Here is a 19,369-nt window from a genome sequence, read left to right on the forward strand (position 1 = left end):
CGTGCACCTGCTGCGGACCCAGCCCGGCGGCTTCGTGCCGGATGACAGTATTGCCGACCTCGGCCAGACACCTGCCGAGCTGGTGATTCTCTGCAGCGGCGATTCGCACCTGGCGTTGCTCGCCGATACCGCCGAGCAATTGCCTGAAGGCTTCCCCAGCCTGCGCCTGGCCAACCCGATGCAGGTGCAGAACCACGCTTCGGTCGACCTGTATGTCGACCAGGTGCTGCGCCATGCCAAGGTCATCCTGGTGTCGCTGCACGGCGGCGTCGGCTACTGGCGCTATGGTGTCGAGCAACTGGTCGAGCTGGCCGCCCGTGGTGTGCAGCTGATACTGGTGCCGGGCGATGATCGCCCGGACCCGGAGCTGACCCGCCTGGGCACCGTCACGGGCGACCAGGCCGAGCGCCTCTGGCACTACTTGCGCCAGGGCGGCAAGGCCAATGCCATCAACCTGTACAACTGCCTGGCCAACCAGTGGCTGGGCCGCGATTATGCCTGGGACGAGCCGCAACCCTTGCCGCGCACCGCTGTGTATCACCCGGCCAAGGGCAGTGTGGCACTGGAAGACTGGTACCCGCACTGGCACCCGGACTACCCGGTGGCGCCGCTGCTGTTCTACCGCTCCCACTTGCAGGCGGCCAACACCGCGTTCATCGACGTGTTCTGCCAGCGCCTGCAAGCCGCTGGCTTGAACCCGTTGCCGATTGCCGTGGCCAGCCTCAAGGAAAGCGCCTGCCTGGAGCAGGTCCAAGCCTGGCTGGACGAAGTCGGTGCCGAAGTGCTGGTCAATACCACCGGTTTTGCCCTGTCCAGCCCCGAACGGCCCAACCTGCGCCCGTTCCGCCGTGACATTCCGGTGCTGCAGGCCATCTGCGCGCAGGACAACCAGCCCGGCTGGGAAGCCAGCGAGCAGGGGCTGGGTGCGCGCGACCTGGCCATGCACATCGCCTTGCCCGAACTGGACGGGCGCATCATTACCCGCCCGGTCAGTTTCAAGGACATGGCCTGGCGCAGCGAGCGCAGCCAGTCCGACGTGGTGTGCTACCGCGCCCACCCCGAGCGCATGGACTTCGTCGCCGAGCTGGCCCGCCGCTGGGTCGAGCTGGCGCGCCTGCCCAACGCCCAGAAGCGCGTGGCCCTGGTAATGGCCAACTACCCGACCCGCGATGGCCGCATTGGCAACGGCGTTGGCCTGGACACGCCCGCTGCCGCACTGAACATTCTCAAGGCGCTGCAGACCGAAAGCTATCCGCTGGCCGATTTGCCGGGCAGCGGCACGCAACTGATTCACCAACTGCTCGGCGGCGTGACCAACGACCTTGACCACCTCGACCAGCGCCCTTGCGCCCAGAGCCTGAGCCTGGCCGACTACCAGGCCGCCTTCGAGCGCTTGCCCGAGGCCAATCGCCAGGCAGTGCTGGAGCGCTGGGGGCCGCCCGAGCAGGACCCGATGTACCGCAGCGGCCGGCTGATGGTGGCCGGCTTGCGCTTTGGCCTGACCTTCGTCGGCATCCAGCCCGCCCGGGGTTACCAGGTAGACCCCAGCGCGGTGTATCACGACCCCGACCTGGTGCCGCCGCACGGCTACCTGGCGTTCCACTTCTGGCTGCGCCACGCGTTCGCCGCCGACGCGGTGATCCATGTCGGCAAGCACGGCAACCTTGAGTGGCTGCCCGGTAAGGGCGTCGGCTTGTCGGCGCAGTGCTGGCCAGACGCGCTGCTTGGCCCGCTGCCGAACATCTACCCGTTCATTGTCAACGACCCGGGCGAGGGCGCCCAGGCCAAGCGCCGTACCCAGGCGGTGATCATCGACCACTTGATGCCGCCGCTGACCCGCGCCGAAACCTACGGCCCGTTGCGCCACCTGGAGCAACTGGCCGACGAGTTCTACGAAGCGCAGCTACTCGACCCGCGGCGTGCCCGCGAGTTGCAGCGCGATATCCTCGAGCTGGTCAAGGTCAACCACATCGACCGTGAGCTGCAACTGGAAGGGCAGCTGGACGATGCCGCCGTCTGGCTGCCGCGCCTGGACACCTATCTGTGCGACCTGAAGGAATCGCAGATTCGCGATGGGCTGCACGTGTTTGGCCAATCGCCAGAAGGGCGGCTGCGCCTGGACACGCTGCTGGCGCTGTTGCGGGTTGAGCGTGGCGACGGTCGTGGCGGTAATGCCAGCCTGCTGCGGGCCCTGGCCAAGGCACTGGTGCCAGGCTTTGATCCGCTCGATTGCGAGCTTGGGCTGCCCTGGCAGGGCGCACGCCCTCAGCAGCTTCTGGCCATGAGCAGTGAGCCCTGGCGCACCTGTGGCGATACCCGCGAGCGCCTGGAGCTTTTGGCGCAGCAGGTGATCGAGCAAGCGCTGGGAGGCACCCTGCAGCTGCCTGAATCGAGCGAATGGCAGCCGGTGCGTGACGTGGTGCAGGCCTTGCGCGAAGCGGTGGCGCCCAGCCTGGATGCCTGCGGCGCTGCTGAGATGAGTGGCCTGCTGGCGGCGCTGGCCGGGCGATTCGTGCCTGCCGGCCCCAGCGGTGCGCCCAGCCGTGGGCGCCTCGACGTGCTGCCCACCGGCCGCAACTTCTATACCGTGGACGTGCGCAACCTGCCCACTACCACGGCCTGGCGCCTGGGCTTCGCCTCGGCCAGCCTGATCCTCGAGCGCCACCTGCAGGACCACGGCGATCACCTGCGCCAGCTTGGCTTGTCGGTGTGGGGCACGGCGACCATGCGTACTGGCGGCGACGACATCGCCCAGGCCATGGCGCTGATGGGCGTGCGGCCGGTGTGGGCCACAGGCAGCCAGCGCGTTGACGATTTTGAAATACTGCCGCTGAGCCTGCTCGACCGCCCGCGGGTGGATGTGACATTGCGCGTTTCGGGCTTTTTCCGCGATGCCTTCGGCAACCTAATCCGCCTGTTCGATGCGGCCGTGCAGGCGGTGGCCGCGCTGGACGAGCCCGATGATCTCAACCCGTTGGCCGCCCGTGTACGCAGCGAGCGTGCCACGCTGCAAGCGCAAGGCGTAGGCGCCGAGCAGGCCGCGCGCCAGGCAGGCTGGCGGGTGTTCGGCGCCAAACCTGGTGCGTATGGCGCCGGGGTGCAGAACGCTATCGACGGGCGCCTGTGGCACAGCCGCGACGATCTGGCCGAGGTCTACCTCAACCACGGCGGCTACGCCTACGGCGCCAGCGACGACGGCACCCCGGCGCGCGCCCAGTTCGCGCAGCGCCTGGCCAAGGTGCAGGCGGTGCTGCAGAACCAGGACAACCACGAACACGACCTGCTCGATTCGAACGATTACTACCAGTTCCAGGGTGGCATGCTGGCGGCGTCAGAAACCTTGTCCGGGGCGCCGGTGGCCAGCTACCACGGCGACCACAGCCAGGCAGACCGACCCCGCATCCGTACCCTCAAGGAAGAGCTGAACCGGGTGATCCGCGCCCGTGCGCTCAACCCCAAGTGGATCGACGGGGTCAAGCGCCATGGCTACAAGGGCGCCTTCGAGATGGCGGCGACGGTCGACAACCTGTTCGCCTTCGATGCCACCACGCACCTGATCGACGACCATCATTACCAGGGGCTGGCCGATGCCTACGTGCTCGACCCGGCTACCCGCGATTTTATGCGCGAGCACAACCCCGAGGCCCTGCGTGACCTTACCGAGCGCCTGCTGGAGGCCCAGCAGCGCGGGCTGTGGCAGGCGCCGGGCGACTACCGCGAAGCCCTTGAGGAACAACTGCTCGACGGCGAGGAACAGGCTTGAAATGAGTGAACCCGTGCAATTTCCGCTGGCCGCCGTGGTCGGTGCCGACTACCTGAAGCTGGCACTGTGCCTGACCGCCATCGACCCGAAAATCGGCGGCGTGCTGATCGAAGGGCCGCGTGGCATGGCCAAGAGCACCCTGGCCCGTGGCCTGGCCGACCTGCTTGGCGAAGGCCCGTTTGTCACCTTGCCACTGGGTGCCAGTGAGGAACGGCTGGTCGGCACCCTCGACCTGGATGCCGCGCTGGGGCAGGGCAAGGCGCAGTTTTCCCCGGGCGTGCTGGCCCAGGCCGACGGTGGCGTGCTGTATGTCGATGAGGTCAACCTGCTGCCCGACACCTTGGTCGACCTGTTGCTCGACGTGGCTGCCAGCGGCACTAACCGGGTTGAGCGCGACGGCATCTCGCACCGGCACAGTGCGCGCTTCGTGCTGATCGGCACCATGAACCCGGAAGAGGGCGAGCTGCGTCCGCAGTTGCTCGACCGCTTTGGCTTGAACGTGGCCCTGGAAGGCCTGCCGGAGCCTGAAGCTCGTCAGCAGATCATTCGCCGCCGCCTGGCCTTCGACAGTGACCCGCAGGCCTTTTGCGCACAATGGGCAGCAGCCCAGGCGCAATTGCGCGAGCGCTGCCAGGCGGCGCGCCACGCCCTGGCCGGCATTGCCCTGGATGACCAGGCCTTGGCCTGGATTACCGAACGCTGCTACGCCGCCGGTGTCGATGGCTTGCGCGCCGACCTTGTGTGGCTGCGTGCTGCGCGCGCCCACTGCGCCTGGCGCGGTGCTGCGGCCATCGAAGAAGTGGATGTCGAGGCGGTGGCCGAGTTCGCCTTGCGCCATCGCCGCCGCGTTGCGCCCCAGGCCAACCCGCCGTCGGCGCCGCAGCCGCCTGACCAGCAGCCCGGCCAGCAAAGCGCAGGCAACGCGGGTGAACAGGCCGGGCAGGGCGACTGGGGGGCATTGCCGGCGCAACCCGTGGCCAGCGGCGCACGCCGCGAGGTACCGAACTGGGCAAAAAAGCCCTGAGCATCCCCCGGCCACCTGCAAAAGGGGCGGATGCCAAAGCGGGCGCAGGCAAGCAGAACGGTGCCAGCCGTGGTCGCCCGCGCAGTGCGGCAAGCGGCCGCGTGGCCTGGCTGCCGACCTTGCTAAAAGGGCGGCCACGGCTACGCCAGGACCTGTGCTGGCAACAACGCGGGGCCAAACCGGCAGAGTTGTGGCTGGTGATCGTCGACGCTTCGGCCTCGACCCGCCGCCATCAGGCGTTGGCACACACCAAAGGGCTGCTGGCGGCACTGTTCGACCAGGCCTACCGCCAGCGCGCCCGCCTGGCCTTGCTGACCGCCAGCGGGCGCACACCGCAGTGGCAGCGCCATGGCCTGAAGGCTTCGGCGGCCTTGCAGCCGTGGCTGCAGGCGTTGGGCGCCGGGGGCGGTACGCCGCTGATCGCGGCACTGGAACAGGCGCGGAATTGGCTACAGGCACGCCAGCGCGCCCATCCGGATGAAGCGGTACGCTGCCTGGTGTTTACCGATGGTCGCCTTCAGCACTGGAACGCCTTACAACCCATGCCCTGTACAACATTGGTGGTGGATATGGAGTTGGCGCCGGTGCGTATTGGGCGCGCGCAACGCCTGGCCGAACAACTGCAGGCCGATTACCAGCACTTGCAGCAGTTCAAGGCGGTGGACTGAACAGCATGGATGCGACACTGTGTCGCAATAGTGGAAGTTGCCAGAACAGCAACTTTGCATTTGAACAAGTGCGTGGCATTGCACGCACTTGGTTTGCCAGGCGATGTTACTTTGGCATTGACCACGGTTGCAGGTCGTAACCTTTTTCGCACAGTTCGGCGCGCACTTCTTCGATCAGGCTGGCCCACTGGGCAGGGTCGGAGTAGGTGCTCGAAGACACTCGCTTGCTGCCGATGCGGGTGTTGGTCCGGTCGATCACTGCCAGGCTCAGCTCACCAGTACCGTTGGGTGCATCCCAGGCTACGCACTGGAAAGGTTCGAAGGCGTGGTCGGCAATCAGCAGTGCTTCGTTGACACGGAGCGGGGCATTCATGGTTCGGTCTCTCTATGGTCCCAAACATCGAAGTGATTCCGCGTTGCTTTAAAGTCGCCTCAATGGTCGCGAAGTGCAGCGCGGGGTTATGTGTACTGATGCTCGTTGTCCCTGGGCAAGTCACACATTAGGTGTAAAATTTTTTGTCAGGCTTGAATCCGTTCTTCCTGCGCCGCCATGTGATGTCGATAAAGTGCGAAAATTCCCGTGGCACTTTGTAAAAAAATGCGTCAGCAGACAGACGGTAGTGGGCACCGTCAACTTCGTTGCTACTGTTAAACGGGCGCCACAACTTGCTGTTTTACTTCATAAAACCAAAAACTGGCGCCAAGGAACGGTCATGCTGCAGCCTGCCGCCCAACGTCGTTTGCTCATCGTCGACCCCTGCGACGACTGCCACCAATTGTTGCCAGGCCTGAGTAGCGCAGGCTGGGATGTGGACAGTTGCGTGCTCGGTGCCGCGCTCGATCACCCTTGTGATGTCGGCTTGTTGCGCTTGCAGGCTTCGCACCTCAGGCACCCGGACGCGGTCAAGGACATGATCAAGCGCAGTAATACCGAATGGATCGCGGTGTTAAGCGCCGAACAGTTGCGCATGCCGGCCGTCGGCGATTTTGTCTGCGAATGGTTCTTCGACTTCCACACCCTGCCATTCGATGTCTCCCGCGTGCAGGTCACCCTTGGCCGGGCGTTCGGCATGGCCCGCCTGCGTGGCAAAGGGGCCGCCAAGGTGGACGACGCGACCCACGAACTGCTTGGCGAAAGCCGGCCGATCCGCGAGTTGCGCAAGTTGCTGGGCAAGTTGGCGCCCACCGAGTCGCCGGTGCTGATCCGTGGTGAAAGCGGCACGGGCAAAGAGCTGGTGGCCCGCACCCTGCATCGGCAGTCGCAACGCAGCGACCAGCCGTTCGTCGCCATCAACTGCGGGGCAATCCCCGAGCACCTGATCCAGTCCGAACTGTTCGGCCATGAGAAGGGCGCTTTCACCGGTGCCCATCAGCGCAAGACCGGGCGCATTGAAGCCGCCCATGGTGGCACGTTGTTCCTGGATGAAATTGGTGACTTGCCGCTGGAATTGCAGGCCAATCTGCTGCGTTTTCTACAAGAAAAGCACATCGAGCGGGTGGGCGGCAGCCAGCCGATTCCGGTGGATGCGCGGGTATTGGCCGCCACCCACGTGGACCTGGAAAAAGCCATCGAACAGGGGCGCTTTCGCGAAGACCTGTATTACCGCCTGAACGTGTTGCAGGTGGTGACCGCGCCCCTGCGGGACCGACATGGTGACTTGTCGATGCTGGCCAGCCATTTTGCCCATTTCTACAGCCTGGAAACCGGGCGCCGGCCGCGTTCATTCAGCGACCATGCCCTGGCGGCCATGGGCCGGCATGACTGGCCGGGCAATGTACGCGAGCTGGCCAACCGGGTGCGTCGTGGCCTGGTACTCGCCGAAGGCCGGCAGATCGAGGCGCAGGACCTGGGCCTGCAGATGTTGGACCAAGGGCAGCAGCCGCTGGGCACGCTAGAGGAATACAAGCAGCGGGCCGAGCGCCAGGCCTTGTGCGATGTGCTTAACCGGCACAGCGATAACATGAGCGTAGCGGCGAAGGTGCTGGGGATCTCCCGGCCCACCTTCTACCGCTTGCTGCACAAGCATCAGATACGCTGACTGAACTGTCCGAGGGTCAGTGTGGCGCGCGCACGATGGTTTTCAGCAGGTCTTCCGGGCTGATGTGCCCCACCACCTGGGCCACCGCACTGCCTGGGGTTGGCAGGTCGATGATGTGGCTTTTCATCTTGCCGACCACATGCATTTCGCACGGTTTGCAGTCGAACTTCAGGGTCAGCACTTCATCACCCTGAATCAGCTGCATCGGTGCCACCTTGGTGCGCACGCCGGTCACGCCCTTGGCCTGCTTGGGGCACAGGTTGAAGGAGAAGCGCAGGCAGTGCTTGGTGATCATCACCGGCACTTCACCGTGCTCTTCATGGGCCTCGTAGGCCGCGTCTATCAGCTGCACGCCGTGGCGGTGGTAGAAGTCGCGGGCCTTTTGGTTGTACACGTTGGCCAGGAAGGAAAGGTGCGACTCGGGGTACACCGGCGGCGGCGTGGTTTCGGCCTTGCGCCCGCCACGCGGGTGCGCCTTGATGCGCGCCTCGGTCAGCGCCTCGATGGCTTCACGGCGCAGGGCCTTGAGCTGCGAGTTGGGGATGAAGTACGCCTGCGGCGCGTCCAGTTCGATGCTGCTGGCGTGGTACATCGTGGTACCCAGCTGGCCGAGCAGGTCATGCAACTGGTCCAGGGCCTGCTGCGGCTTGTTGGCCTCGCCGAACGGGCCGTCCAGGGCCACCTGCACGCTGACGCCTTCCTCGCTGCTAAGGGTAAGCATCAAGCGCTGCTCGCGCAGTACAGCATGCCATTCCACACCAACACGGCGCTCGGAAGAGGTGCGTTGCAGGGCCTGCTGCCAGTTGTGGTCGAGGTTGCGCGACAGCGGGTGGTTGGGCCGCAGCTTGTGCAGGCCTTCGGGCATTTCGTTGGGCTCGACGCGGTAGCGGTAGCGCTTCTGGCCGTCTTCCTCGAACTCGCCACGTGGTTCGGCGATGTTGGCGCGGAAACCCACCACTTCGCGTTTGACCAGCACGTTCAGGCCGTCGCCGTTGGTCAGTGGCACTTCGGTCACCACTTGCATGTCACGCTTGCCGACCTTTTCCACCACACCCACCGGCAGGCCGGTGAAGGTTGGCGAGTCGAAGGCACCGATGTCGACCTTGCGGTCGGTCACGAAATAGTCGGTGCTGCCGCGGTGGAAGGTCTTGTCCGGGTCGGGCAAGAAGAAGTGTTCGGTCCGGCCGCTGGACGCACGGGCATATTCCGGGCGGCCTTCGAGGATGGCGTCGAGCTCTTTGCGGTAGTGGGCGGTGATGTTCTTCACATAGCCCATGTCCTTGTAGCGGCCCTCGATCTTGAACGAGCGCACGCCAGCATCGACCAGGTCGGCCAGGTTGGCGGTCTGGTTGTTGTCCTTCATCGACAGCAGGTGCTTCTCGAACGCTACCACGCGACCCTGGTCATCCTTCAGGGTGTAGGGCAAGCGGCAGGCTTGCGAACAGTCGCCACGGTTGGCGCTTCGGCCAGTCTGCGCGTGGGAGATGTTGCACTGGCCGGAGAATGCCACGCACAGCGCACCGTGGATGAAGAACTCGATGGCGGCGTCGGTTTCGGCGGCGATGGCGCGGATTTGCTGCAGGTTCAGTTCACGGGCCAGTACCAGCTGGGAGAAACCGGCCTGGTCGAGGAACTTGGCCCGTTCCAGGGTGCGGATGTCGGTCTGGGTGCTGGCGTGCAGCTCGATCGGCGGGATGTCCAGCTCCATCACCCCCAGGTCTTGCACGATCAGCGCGTCGACGCCGGCATCGTACAGCTGATGGATCAGCTTGCGCGCGGGTTCCAGCTCGTTGTCGTGCAGGATGGTGTTGATGGTGGTGAACACGCGCGCATGGTAGCGGCGGGCGAACTCGACCAGTTCGGCGATCTCGCCCACTTCGTTGCAGGCGTTATGGCGTGCGCCAAAGCTTGGGCCGCCGATGTAGATGGCGTCAGCGCCGTGCAGGATCGCTTCACGGGCGATGGCCACGTCACGGGCAGGGCTGAGCAGTTCCAGGTGATTCTTTGGAAGGGACATATCGTTATATTTTCGGGCTGCCACGGTTTAGGCGGGCATTGTAGCGGCGAAACGGGCTGGCGGCACCATCGGGGTGCCGGGAGGTGTATTGCTTTTACCGGCCCTATCGCCGGCAAGCCAGCTCCCACAGAAATTGCATAGGGCTTGAGGCCGTTGCGGTCGTGGTGGGAGCTGGCTTGCCGGCGATAGGGCCCTTGCAGGTAGCTCAGCGCTTGGCAGCCATCGCCGTGACTTCTACGCGCATGCCTTCAAATGCCAACGAAGCCACACCCACGGCCGCACGCACCGGCCATGGCTTGCTGAAGAAGCGCTGGTACACCTCGTTGAACGCGGCGCGGTCGGCCATGTCGGTAAGGTAGATGGTCAGGTGCAGCACGCGGTCCATGCCGCTGCCGGCCTTTTCCAGCGCCACTTTCAGCGCCTGCAGGGTGCATTCGCTTTGCTCGACGATGCCGCCCAGTTCCAGGCTGCCATCGGCGTGGGTCGGAATCTGGGTGGTGACCAGCACGCCGTTGAACTCGGCGACGTCGGACGAAATCGACTCGGCGTCCGGGTCCGGGGTGTAGATGATGTCTGCATGTGCCATGGTGTGTTTTGCCTTGCTACGGAAGGAAAACGGCAAGCCTACGCGAGCAGGCGGGTCCGGTCGAGGGCGCCCAGGTGTTTGAAATGCGCGGCGTTCGCCGTCAGAATCGCGCCCCATTGCAAAGCCAGGGGCACATTTTGAACGAACAGACTTTGTCCAGGCGCCTGGAGCGCGTGGCTGCACATGTGCCGCAGGGCGCCCGCTTGGCCGACATCGGCTCGGACCATGGTTATCTGCCGGTAGCGTTGATGCTGCGGGGTGTGGTCGAGGCGGGGGTGGCGGGCGAGGTGGCGCAGACGCCGTTTGCCTCGGCCCAGCGCAACGTGCGCAGAAACGGCCTGCAAGACCGGTTAACCGTGCGCCTGGCCGATGGCCTGGCAGCGGTGGAGCCGCAAGACCGCATCTCGGTGGTGAGCATCTGCGGCATGGGCGGCGACACCATGTGCGAGATCCTCGAGGCCGGCAAGCAGCGCCTTGGCGGCGTCACGCGCCTGGTACTGCAGCCCAATGGCGGTGAGCGCGAGCTGCGCCAGTGGCTGGCGGGCAATGGTTACCAGATCGTCAGCGAAGAGCTGCTACGGGAAAACCGCTTCGACTACGAAATCATCGTCGCCGAGCCGGGCAGGGTGGTGTATAGCGCTGAACAGCTGTACTTCGGCCCGGTGTTGATGCAGGAGAAAAGCGAGGCATTTCTGGTCAAGTGGCGGCGCATGCTGCGGCAGAAGCAGCAGACCCTGGCCAATTTCCAACGGGCCCGCGATGCGGTGCCTCAGGCGAAAATCGACGATTTCAATCAGCAGGTGGGCTGGATCACCCAGGTACTCGCCTGACTCACTGCTGCGAGCAGTTGCCCATTTCGCGGTAGTCGATTTCGCGTTTTTGGCCTTGGTGGTCGACGTACACCATGTGCGCAGTGCCAACCTGGCAGTCGGCAGCGTTGCTGGCCGGGGTGATGGAGATCACTTTGGCCACATCCAGCGGCATGCCGTATTCATAATTGCTGCTGGTTGGCTGCGTACTGCCCGCATCGGCAAAGGCACCGAACGAGGCGAGGGTGGCGGCAACAGCAAGGACAGCGATCGAACGTTTCATGACAGGCTCCTTTTCTTCAATGTATGACTAATGATGTATTCATTGGTCATCCACAATAAATGGGCCAGTCCGTGATAGATTCCTGCCTGTAACGCAAGAATAAGACTGAACAAGGAGCACACCCTCATGGACATGCTGCATGCCATGCGTACCTTCGCCCGTGTGGTGGAATGTGGCAGCTTCGCTGCGGCCGCCAATGCGTTGGATATTTCCGCGGCCCAGGTTTCGCGCATCGTTGCCGAGCTGGAGAACCAGCTGCAGACCCGCCTGCTGCACCGCACCACCCGGCGCCTGCGCATGAGCGAGGCGGGTGAGCGGTTTCTGGAGCGCGCGCGGCAGATCATGCTGCTGACCGAAGAGGCGGTGGGTGAAGCGCGCGGTGCGCACCTCACGCCTCGCGGCCATCTGCGCTTGCATTGCCCGCACGGCCTGGGCCTGTTGCTGATGCCGCTGGTGGCCGGCTACAACGCGCTGTGCCCGGAAGTGGTGATCGAGTTGACGCTGTCCCAGCGCAATCCTGACCCGCTGGCCGAAGGGCATGACGTGGTGATCACCGTGGACGGTGCGCTACCGGACTCCCAGCTGATTGCCGTCCCGCTTGGCAATATCTTCAGTATCCCCTGCGCAGCGCCCAGCTATCTGGAGCGGCATGGCGTGCCTGAGCGCCCCGAGGACCTGCATGCGCACCGCTGCCTGCGCATGGCGTATCCCATGTATGAAGGCGACTGGGTATTCCCCCAGGGTGTGGACCAGTGCGTGATCGCACCCAGTGACAACTTCTCCACCAACGTTGCCGACGCCATGCTGGTGGCCAGTGAATTGGGCATGGGCATAGGCCTGCTACCGTTCTATACGGCCAGCCAGTCGATCGAGCAAGGGCGTTTGTGCAGGCTGCTGGCGCCATACCGGCTGCGCGAAAGTGCGCTGTATGCGATGTACCCGTCGCGGCACTACCTGGATGCCAAGGTGCGTACGTGGATCGATTACCTCAAGGAGCAGCTGCCGGCGGTGTTCGAGGGGCATGCGCAGGTGGTGGATGATTCGCGGTACTGGCGCTGAATCGCAGATCGGCGGCCTTGTGTCGCGATTGGGCCGCAAAGCGGCCCCAGCGATTTCGGAGTGTGGAGCAGATCGTGGGGCCGCGTTGCGGCCCAATCGCGACACAAGGCCGCTCCCACAGACGGGGACCGCCGTACTACAGGGGATAGTGCTTCAGCTCGCGTGCAATCAGCATGCGCTGGATTTCGCTCGACCCTTCATAGATTTGGGTAATCCGCGCATCGCGGTAATAGCGCTCCACCGGGTAATCTTCCAGGTAGCCATACCCGCCATGCACCTGGATTGCCATCGAGCACACCCGCTCGGCCATTTCCGAAGCGAATAATTTGGCCTGCGACGCCTCCGACAGGCACGGCTTGCCGGCGCTGCGCAGGCGGGCGGCATGCAGGATCAGCAAACGTGCGGCGTTCACCTGTACCTGCATGTCGGCCAGCAGGTTGGCGATGCTCTGGTGCTCGTTGATCGGTTTGCCAAATTGCACCCTGTCGCGCGAGTAGACCAGCGCCGCCTCGAACGCGGCGCGGGCGATGCCCAACGCCTGGGCGGCAATGCCGATACGGCCGCCTTCAAGGTTCGAAAGGGCGATGGCCAGGCCCTTGCCACGCTCGCCAAGGATGTTGGCAGCGGGGATGCGGCAATTGTCGAAGGTGACCGCGCAGGTGTCGGAGGCGCGGATCCCCATTTTGTGTTCGCTGCGGTCCACCTTGAAACCCGGGTTGTCGGTGGGCACCAGAAACGCCGAGAGGCCCTTCTTGCCCAGCTCCGGGTCGGTCACCGCGAATACGATGGCCAGGCCGGCGCGGCGGGCATTGCTGACGAATTGTTTGGCGCCATTGATTACCCACTCGCCATCGACCAGTTCGGCGCGGGTGCGCAGGTTGTGCGCCTCGGAGCCGGCCTGCGGCTCGGTCAGGCAGAAGCAGCCGATGACCTCGCCGCTGGCCAGGCGCGGTAGCCATTGCTGTTGTTGCTCGGCAGTACCGTAGGCCAGCAGCGGCCCGCAGCCTACCGAGTTGTGAATGCTCATCATTGCCCCGGTGGCGCCGCAGCCAGCGGCGATTTCTTCCACGGCCAAGGCGTAGGCGACGTAGTCGGTGTAGCTGCCGCCGAAGTCCTCCGGTACCACCATGCCCAGCAGGCCCAGTTCGCCCATCTTGCGCACCACGCCGTCATCGATCCAGCCGGCCTTTTCCCAGGCCTGGGCGTGCGGGGCGATCTCGCCACGGGCAAAGTCCCGGGCCATGTCGCGGATCATGATCTGCTCTTCGCTCAGTTCCAGGTCTTGCATCTGTGTACTCCCGGGCTCACAGGCCTTCGAAAAATTGGTCAACCCGCTGCGGTTGCAGCGCGGCCAGGGTCGGCGGGTTCCAGCGAGGCTGTTTGTCCTTGTCGATGATCAGGGCGCGCACGCCTTCGATGATGTCGCCGTGCTGGAACCACTGGCGGTCCAGGTGCAGCTCCATGGCAAAGCAGTCTTCCAGCCCAAGGTGGCGACCGCGGCGCAACATCTCCAGGGTAACCGCCATGGCCAGCGGTGAGCGGCTTTCCAGCTGGTCGGCGACGCCCACGGCCCAGGCATGGCTGTCACCGATACTGACCGCACGCAATTGCTCGACAATGGCTTGCAGGTTGGGCAGGGCGAAGAAGTGGTCGATGACCGGGCGCAGTTTTTCCAGCGGTGCATCTTCCAGCGCCTGGGTACCGAGCGTGGCCAGCAGGTTCTGCAGGTCCTTCAGCGGGTTGTCGCCAAAGTTCAGTTGCTTCAGGCCCTGGTCAAGGGCGGCGAGTTGGTCACTGGCCAGGTACCAGTCGGCCAGGCCGCAGTACAAGGCGTCGGCCGCCTGGATCTGGGTGCCGCTGACGCCCAGGTAGATGCCCAGTTCGCCGGGGATACGTGACAGGAAGTAGCTACCGCCCACATCGGGGAAGTAGCCGATACCGACTTCGGGCATGCCCAGGCGGCTGCGCTCTGTGACCACACGCAGGTCGCAACCCTGGGCCAGGCCCATGCCGCCGCCAAGGGTGAAGCCGTCCATCAGCACCAGCACGGGTTTGCGGTAGCGGTGGATGACCAGGTCGAGGGCGTATTCCTCGACGAAGAAGGTTTCATGCAGCGTGTCGCCAGCTTTGAAACTGTCGTGCAGCGAACGGATATCGCCCCCGGCACAAAAGCCTTTGGGCCCTTCGCCGCGCAGCACCACGGCGCGCACTTGCGGGTCTTCGGCCCACTGGTCGAGGTGCTGGCGCAGGCTACGGACCATGTCCAGGGTCAGGGCGTTGAGGCCGGCGGGGCGGTTCAGGGTCAGGTGGCCGACCTGGTTGCGGACCTCGGCCAGTACATGATCGGTTGCCGAGGTAATAGCTTGCGCAGTCATTGCGTTCTCCCTGCTTTGTTATTGATTTTCCAAGTGAAGTCTGGAGTTCGCTGGAGGATCGCAGGATCCTGTCATGCGAATTTGCCTTGCACAATCGACAATTATGCAGGGGCATCGTGCATTTTTGCTTTAGGCCACTGTCCCACGAGGCAATTCATTAACCTGACCGTAACGAAAGCGCCGGCAGCTTGATTGATCCGCCAGGCAACGCAGCCCTAAGGTGGCTTCCACGACAGCGAACCTGTGGAGCCACCATGACAATAACTCAGAATCCACCGCCGCAATGGTCGCGGCGGCGCGCCGAAAAGCAGCGCCGCCTTGATCGGGTACGTCACCTCGCCGACGGCGTGGTGCTGCCCACCGAGCGTATCGTCGAAGCCCTCGAACTGCTGCTGGCCCCGGGCGACCGGGTGGTGCTGGAGGGCAACAACCAGAAGCAGGCCGACTTCCTTTCACGCTCGCTGGCCAAGGTCGACCCCGAACGCCTGCATGACTTGCACATGATCATGCCCAGCGTCAGCCGCGCCGAGCACCTGGACCTGTTCGAGCGTGGCATCGCGCACAAGCTCGACTTCTCCTTCGCCGGCCCGCAGAGCCTGCGCATCAGCCAGTTGCTGGAAGATGGCCTGCTCGAAGTCGGTGCCATCCACACCTATATCGAACTGTACTCGCGGCTGCTGGTCGACCTGATCCCCAACGTCACTCTGGTGGCCGGCTTCATGGCCGACCGTGACGGTAACCTGTACACCGGCCCCAGCACCGAAGACACCCCGGCACTGGTGGAGCCGGCCGCGTTCAGCGACGGTATCGTCATCGCCCAGGTCAACCAGCTGGTGGACCGCGTGGATGACCTGCCACGGGTCGATATCCCGGCGTCCTGGGTCGATTTCGTGGTGGTCGCCGACCAGCCTTTCTATATAGAACCGCTGTTCACCCGCGACCCGCGCCACATCAAGCCGGTGCATGTGCTGATGGCGATGATGGCCATTCGCGGCATCTACGAAAAACACCAGGTGCAGTCGCTGAACCATGGCATCGGCTTCAATACCGCCGCCATCGAGCTGATCTTGCCCACCTACGGCGAGTCTCTGGGCCTGAAGGGCAAGATCTGCCGTAACTGGACGCTCAACCCGCACCCGACCCTGATCCCGGCCATCGAGACCGGCTGGGTGCAAAGCGTGCATTGCTTCGGCACCGAGCTGGGCATGGAGGACTACATCGCCCAGCGCCCGGATGTGTTCTTCACCGGCCGCGATGGCTCGCTGCGTTCCAACCGCATGATGTGCCAACTGGCGGGGCAATACGCCGTCGACCTGTTCATCGGCGCCACCTTGCAAGTGGATGGCGATGGCCATTCCTCGACCGTGACCCGCGGCCGCCTGGCCGGCTTTGGCGGTGCGCCGAACATGGGCCACGACCCGCGTGGCCGGCGCCACGCTACCCCGGCCTGGCTCGACATGACCGTGCCGGAAACCCTGCTGGAGCGCGGGCGCAAGCTGGTGGTGCAAATGGTCGAGACCTACCAGGAAGGCGGCAAGCCCACTTTCGTGGAAACCCTCGATGCCGTGGAAGTGGCCAGGAAGGCCGGCATGCCGCTGGCGCCGGTGATGATTTACGGCGATGACGTCACCCACCTGCTGACCGAGGAGGGCATTGCCTACCTGTACAAGGCCCGCAGCCTGGAAGAACGCCAGCAGATGATTGCCGCCGTGGCCGGGGTTACCGCCATCGGCCTGCGCCACGACCCGAAAGACACCCTGCGCATGCGCCAGCAAGGCCTGATCGCGTTGCCTGAGGACCTGGGCATCCGCCGCACCGACGCCAGCCGCGAGCTGCTGGCCGCGCGCAGCATTGCCGACCTGGTCGAGTGGTCCGGCGGCCTCTACAACCCGCCTGCCCGGTTCAGGAGCTGGTGATGAAAGCACTCTTTCTCGAGCTCCCCCAGGTTCCTGTGGGAGCGGGTTCACCCGCGAAGAGGCCAGCCCAGGCAACCGAAATCTCCCTGGCCGACCACCTCGCCGACCTGGCCGTTGAAGCCCTGATCGACGAAGCCGACCTGTCCCCCAAACCCGGGCTGGTCGACCGCCGCAGCAACGGCGCCCACAAAGACATGACCCTGACCTTGATGCACGCATCGGCCCTGGCCCTGTGGCCATGCCTGCGCAATATGGCTGAAGCCGCCCAGTCCATCGGCCAGGTTGGCCAACCCCTGCGCGCCACACTGGGCCAGCTCGGCCGTGAAGGCGAGGCCGCGATGCTTGCCGCCACCCACGGGGTAAACACCCACCGCGGCGCGATCTGGGCATTGGGCTTGCTGGTTGCATCCAAGGCCCTGGCCCCTCAGGTCGACGCCACTACCCTGGCCGTGCGCGCCGGGCGCATCGCGCTGTTCGACGACCCGGCCATGCCGCACCAGCACAGCCATGGCTTGCAGGTCCGCCACCGCTACGGCAGCGGCGGCGCCCGCGAACAGGCACAGCAAGGCTTCCCCGCCGTCATCGGCCACGGCCTGCCACAGCTGCAGCGCAGCCGCGCCGCCGGTGCCAGCGAGCAGCACGCCCGGCTCGACGCGTTACTGGCGATCATGGGCGTGCTCAGCGACACCTGCGTGCTCTGGCGCAGCGGCCCGGCCGGGCTGGCTGCCGTCCAGCAAGGTGCCCGCGCCGTACTTGCCGAAGGCGGCAGCGCCACACTGGCGGGGCGCCGGCAACTGCGCCAGCTGGACCGGCAACTGCTGCACCTGAACGCCTCACCGGGCGGCGCCGCCGACTTGCTGGCCGCCTGCCTGTTCCTCGACAAAGCCGGGAGCCTGTGACATGGAAACCCTGAATTTTCAATTCCCCGCCGCCGAACCGGGCCGCGGCCGCACGCTGGTGGGCTGCGTCAGCTCCGGCGACCTCGAAGTGCTGATTGAGCCTGGCACTGCCGGCAGCCTGCACATCCAGGTGGTGACCTCGGTCAACGGCAGTGGCGCCCGCTGGGCGCAGCTGTTCCAGCGCCTGTTCGAGGGCCGTGCGTGGCCGGCCGTGAACATCGACATCCATGACTTTGGCGCCACCCCGGGCGTTGTGCGCCTGCGCCTTGAGCAAGGCTTCGAGGAGATTGCCCATGACTGACACCGAACGCTTGCTGCGCAGCCGCAGCTTTGTCGAACTGGGCGCCCGGCAGCGGGCGCGTGCCGTGCTAGACCCAGGTAGCTTCCGGGAGTTGCTGGGCCCGTTCGACCGGCTGATGTCGCCTTGGCTGCCGCGCCAGGGCATCGTGCCTCAGGCCGATGACGGTGTGGTTATCGCCAAGGGCCGGCTGAATGGGCGCCATGCTGTGGTCGCGGCCATCGAAGGTGGCTTCCAGGGGGGCAGCATGGGCGAGGTGGGCGGTGCCAAGATTGCAGGCGCGCTGGAACTGGCCATCGAAGATAACCGCCATGGCATCCCCACTTGCGCCGTGTTGCTGCTGGAAACCGGTGGTGTGCGCCTGCAGGAAGCCAACCTGGGCCTGGCGGCGATTGCCGAAATCCAGGCGGCCATTGTCGAGCTGCGGGCCTTGCAGCCGGTGATCGGCCTGATCGCAGGTTCGGTGGGCTGCTTTGGCGGCATGTCCATTGCTGCGGGCCTGTGCAGCCACCTGCTGGTTACCCGCGAAGCACGCCTGGGCCTGAACGGCCCGCAAGTGATCGAACAGGAGGCCGGCATCGACGAATACGACGCCAAGGACCGCCCCTTCATCTGGAGCCTGACCGGCGGCGAACAACGCCATGCCAGCGGCTTGGTGGACGGCTATGTGGCCGATGATATCGATGCGCTGCGCGAACGCTTGCTGCAACTGCTCGACACACCCTCCAAAGACCGCGCCAGCCAGCACGCCTGGTTCCTCGACCGGCTGGCCCGGCTGGGCGAAGACTGCCCGCAACTGGATGCCGCCGCCGTGCGCGCCCTTTACCAAGGAGAAGCCCAATGAACCGTGCCTTGAACTGGCTGCCGGGCCTGGCCGGCGGGCAAGCCCTGCCAGGTTACCCCGCGTCGTTGCGGGTGATCGACGGCGAACTGGACAACCGCCTGGCGCGCTTCATCGCCGTGGTGCCGGATGCCGACAACCCATTCCCCCGTGCCCGCTCGGGCGAGGTCGGCCTGCTTGAAGGCTGGGGCCTGGCCAAGGCGGTGAGCGAGGCGGTGGAGGCTGACCGCAACGGCCAGAAGCGGGCCATTGTCGCGGTTATCGACGTGCCCAGTCAGGCCTACGGCCGCCGCGAGGAGGCGTTGGGCATTCACCAGGCATTGGCCGGTGCCGTGCAAGCCTACGCCCAGGCCCGGTTGGCCGGGCACCCGGTGATCGGTCTGCTGGTCGGCAAGGCCATGTCCGGTGCCTTCCTTGCCCACGGCTACCAGGCCCAGCGCCTGATCGCCCTGGACGATGCCGGGGTCATGGTGCACGCCATGGGCAAGGCGGCTGCGGCGCGGATTACCCTGCGCAGCGTCGAGCAATTGGAGGCCCTGGCCGCCGACGTGCCCCCCATGGCCTACGACCTGGCCAGCTACGCCTCGCTGGGCCTGCTGTGGCGCCGGCTGACAGTGGATAACGCCGAGGCACCGAGCGCTGCCGACATTGCCCAGGTGCGTGCCTGCCTGGCAGAAGCGGTGCGCGATATTGGTAGCACCACCGACCTGTCGTCGCGGCTGGCGGGTGAAAACCGCAGCGCTTCGCGCCAGGTACGCGAACAGCTGCGCCGCCAGTGGCAGGGCGCTTGAG

General features: G+C 65.2%; 17 protein-coding genes. 11 read left to right on the forward strand and 6 right to left on the reverse strand.

The annotated features are described in order from the left end of the window. The first annotated feature begins 1 nt into the window (after position 1). The 3 genes from cobN to ACN6NG_RS12720 all read left to right on the forward strand — a co-directional run bounded on the left by cobN (position 2) and on the right by ACN6NG_RS12720 (position 5,455). On the forward strand, positions 2 to 3,763 hold the full coding sequence (gene cobN / locus ACN6NG_RS12710; RefSeq protein ID WP_474314253.1) for a cobaltochelatase subunit CobN: 3,762 nt from the start codon (positions 2 to 4) through the stop codon (positions 3,761 to 3,763). Position 3,764: 1 nt separating this feature from the next. Then, entirely contained in the window at positions 3,765 to 4,787 is a 1,023-nt protein-coding gene (locus ACN6NG_RS12715) for a magnesium chelatase ATPase subunit I (RefSeq protein WP_474314254.1), read from the forward strand. Positions 4,788 to 4,888: 101 nt separating this feature from the next. Then, on the forward strand, positions 4,889 to 5,455 hold the full coding sequence (locus tag ACN6NG_RS12720) for a vWA domain-containing protein (protein ID WP_474314256.1): 567 nt from the start codon (positions 4,889 to 4,891) through the stop codon (positions 5,453 to 5,455). Positions 5,456 to 5,561: 106 nt separating this feature from the next. On the opposite strand, the gene ACN6NG_RS12725 is transcribed toward ACN6NG_RS12720, so the two are convergent. Beyond that, entirely contained in the window at positions 5,562 to 5,828 is a 267-nt protein-coding gene (locus ACN6NG_RS12725) for a hypothetical protein (protein ID WP_016499413.1), read from the reverse strand. A 340-nt stretch (positions 5,829 to 6,168) separates the two neighbouring features. Between ACN6NG_RS12725 and ACN6NG_RS12730 the strand changes: the two genes are divergently transcribed. After that, positions 6,169 to 7,494: a sigma-54 dependent transcriptional regulator gene (locus ACN6NG_RS12730; RefSeq protein WP_063423807.1), complete on the forward strand. Its 1,326-nt coding sequence runs from the start codon at positions 6,169 to 6,171 to the stop codon at positions 7,492 to 7,494. Between the two features lie 16 nt (positions 7,495 to 7,510). Here the strand turns inward: ACN6NG_RS12730 and ACN6NG_RS12735 are convergent, their stop codons facing one another. Together ACN6NG_RS12735 and ACN6NG_RS12740 are read right to left on the reverse strand one after the other, a co-directional pair. Then, the gene (locus ACN6NG_RS12735) at positions 7,511 to 9,511 is read right to left on the reverse strand and encodes a peptidase U32 family protein (protein ID WP_016499415.1); all 2,001 of its coding nucleotides are present in this window, start codon (positions 9,509 to 9,511) and stop codon (positions 7,511 to 7,513) included. A gap of 205 nt (positions 9,512 to 9,716) precedes the next feature. Beyond that, positions 9,717 to 10,097: a RidA family protein gene (locus ACN6NG_RS12740; protein ID WP_016499416.1), complete on the reverse strand. Its 381-nt coding sequence runs from the start codon at positions 10,095 to 10,097 to the stop codon at positions 9,717 to 9,719. 137 nt (positions 10,098 to 10,234) lie between these two features. On the opposite strand from ACN6NG_RS12740, the gene ACN6NG_RS12745 reads away from it, so the two are divergent. Further along, complete coding sequence (locus ACN6NG_RS12745) at positions 10,235 to 10,927, forward strand: tRNA (adenine(22)-N(1))-methyltransferase (protein ID WP_474314259.1); 693 nt, start codon at positions 10,235 to 10,237, stop codon at positions 10,925 to 10,927. A 1-nt stretch (position 10,928) separates the two neighbouring features. Here the strand turns inward: ACN6NG_RS12745 and ACN6NG_RS12750 are convergent, their stop codons facing one another. Then, positions 10,929 to 11,189 carry a DUF2790 domain-containing protein gene (locus ACN6NG_RS12750; RefSeq protein WP_016499435.1) on the reverse strand — a complete coding sequence of 87 codons (261 nt, stop codon included), beginning with the start codon at positions 11,187 to 11,189 and terminating at the stop codon, positions 10,929 to 10,931. A gap of 126 nt (positions 11,190 to 11,315) precedes the next feature. Between ACN6NG_RS12750 and ACN6NG_RS12755 the strand changes: the two genes are divergently transcribed. Next, the gene (locus ACN6NG_RS12755; RefSeq protein ID WP_016499436.1) at positions 11,316 to 12,248 is read left to right on the forward strand and encodes a LysR family transcriptional regulator; all 933 of its coding nucleotides are present in this window, start codon (positions 11,316 to 11,318) and stop codon (positions 12,246 to 12,248) included. 136 nt (positions 12,249 to 12,384) lie between these two features. Here the strand turns inward: ACN6NG_RS12755 and ACN6NG_RS12760 are convergent, their stop codons facing one another. After that, a complete protein-coding gene (locus ACN6NG_RS12760) occupies positions 12,385 to 13,536 on the reverse strand; it encodes an acyl-CoA dehydrogenase family protein (protein ID WP_063423805.1) in 1,152 nt (383 codons plus the stop codon). Positions 13,537 to 13,552: 16 nt separating this feature from the next. Beyond that, on the reverse strand, positions 13,553 to 14,623 hold the full coding sequence (locus tag ACN6NG_RS12765) for an enoyl-CoA hydratase/isomerase family protein (RefSeq protein ID WP_474314262.1): 1,071 nt from the start codon (positions 14,621 to 14,623) through the stop codon (positions 13,553 to 13,555). Between the two features lie 254 nt (positions 14,624 to 14,877). Here ACN6NG_RS12765 and mdcA point away from each other — a divergent pair, with 254 nt between their 5' ends. The 5 genes from mdcA to mdcE are packed head-to-tail and all read left to right on the forward strand — an operon-like array spanning position 14,878 to position 19,368. Then, complete coding sequence (gene mdcA / locus ACN6NG_RS12770) at positions 14,878 to 16,539, forward strand: malonate decarboxylase subunit alpha (protein WP_063423803.1); 1,662 nt, start codon at positions 14,878 to 14,880, stop codon at positions 16,537 to 16,539. Then, positions 16,539 to 17,438 (forward strand): triphosphoribosyl-dephospho-CoA synthase, encoded by a 900-nt coding sequence (locus ACN6NG_RS12775; protein WP_474314265.1) that lies wholly within the window; start codon positions 16,539 to 16,541, stop codon positions 17,436 to 17,438. The genes mdcA and ACN6NG_RS12775 overlap by 1 nt, the downstream gene beginning before the upstream one ends. Before the next feature lies 1 nt (position 17,439). Continuing rightward, a complete protein-coding gene (locus tag ACN6NG_RS12780; protein WP_028613842.1) occupies positions 17,440 to 17,739 on the forward strand; it encodes a malonate decarboxylase subunit delta in 300 nt (99 codons plus the stop codon). Beyond that, the gene (locus tag ACN6NG_RS12785; RefSeq protein ID WP_063423801.1) at positions 17,732 to 18,580 is read left to right on the forward strand and encodes a biotin-independent malonate decarboxylase subunit beta; all 849 of its coding nucleotides are present in this window, start codon (positions 17,732 to 17,734) and stop codon (positions 18,578 to 18,580) included. Before ACN6NG_RS12780 ends, ACN6NG_RS12785 begins: the two co-directional genes overlap by 8 nt. After that, on the forward strand, positions 18,577 to 19,368 hold the full coding sequence (mdcE, locus tag ACN6NG_RS12790) for a biotin-independent malonate decarboxylase subunit gamma (RefSeq protein ID WP_063423800.1): 792 nt from the start codon (positions 18,577 to 18,579) through the stop codon (positions 19,366 to 19,368). The genes ACN6NG_RS12785 and mdcE overlap by 4 nt, the downstream gene beginning before the upstream one ends. The last annotated feature ends 1 nt before the right edge of the window (position 19,369 follow it).

This window comes from Pseudomonas sp. TSO6, from assembly GCF_056098905.1.

Excerpts from the sequence above, each read along its gene's own strand:
- ACN6NG_RS12715 (WP_474314254.1), top strand. The coding sequence starts at position 3,765 with ATGAGTGAACCCGTGCAATTTCCGCTGGCCGCCGTGGTCGGTGCCGAC.
- ACN6NG_RS12725 (WP_016499413.1), bottom strand. The coding sequence starts at position 5,828 with ATGAATGCCCCGCTCCGTGTCAACGAAGCACTGCTGATTGCCGACCAC.
- ACN6NG_RS12730 (WP_063423807.1), top strand. The coding sequence starts at position 6,169 with ATGCTGCAGCCTGCCGCCCAACGTCGTTTGCTCATCGTCGACCCCTGC.
- ACN6NG_RS12735 (WP_016499415.1), bottom strand. The coding sequence starts at position 9,511 with ATGTCCCTTCCAAAGAATCACCTGGAACTGCTCAGCCCTGCCCGTGAC.
- ACN6NG_RS12740 (WP_016499416.1), bottom strand. The coding sequence starts at position 10,097 with ATGGCACATGCAGACATCATCTACACCCCGGACCCGGACGCCGAGTCG.
- ACN6NG_RS12750 (WP_016499435.1), bottom strand. The coding sequence starts at position 11,189 with ATGAAACGTTCGATCGCTGTCCTTGCTGTTGCCGCCACCCTCGCCTCG.
- ACN6NG_RS12755 (WP_016499436.1), top strand. The coding sequence starts at position 11,316 with ATGGACATGCTGCATGCCATGCGTACCTTCGCCCGTGTGGTGGAATGT.
- ACN6NG_RS12760 (WP_063423805.1), bottom strand. The coding sequence starts at position 13,536 with ATGCAAGACCTGGAACTGAGCGAAGAGCAGATCATGATCCGCGACATG.
- ACN6NG_RS12765 (WP_474314262.1), bottom strand. The coding sequence starts at position 14,623 with ATGACTGCGCAAGCTATTACCTCGGCAACCGATCATGTACTGGCCGAG.
- mdcA (WP_063423803.1), top strand. The coding sequence starts at position 14,878 with ATGACAATAACTCAGAATCCACCGCCGCAATGGTCGCGGCGGCGCGCC.
- ACN6NG_RS12775 (WP_474314265.1), top strand. The coding sequence starts at position 16,539 with ATGAAAGCACTCTTTCTCGAGCTCCCCCAGGTTCCTGTGGGAGCGGGT.
- ACN6NG_RS12780 (WP_028613842.1), top strand. The coding sequence starts at position 17,440 with ATGGAAACCCTGAATTTTCAATTCCCCGCCGCCGAACCGGGCCGCGGC.
- ACN6NG_RS12785 (WP_063423801.1), top strand. The coding sequence starts at position 17,732 with ATGACTGACACCGAACGCTTGCTGCGCAGCCGCAGCTTTGTCGAACTG.
- mdcE (WP_063423800.1), top strand. The coding sequence starts at position 18,577 with ATGAACCGTGCCTTGAACTGGCTGCCGGGCCTGGCCGGCGGGCAAGCC.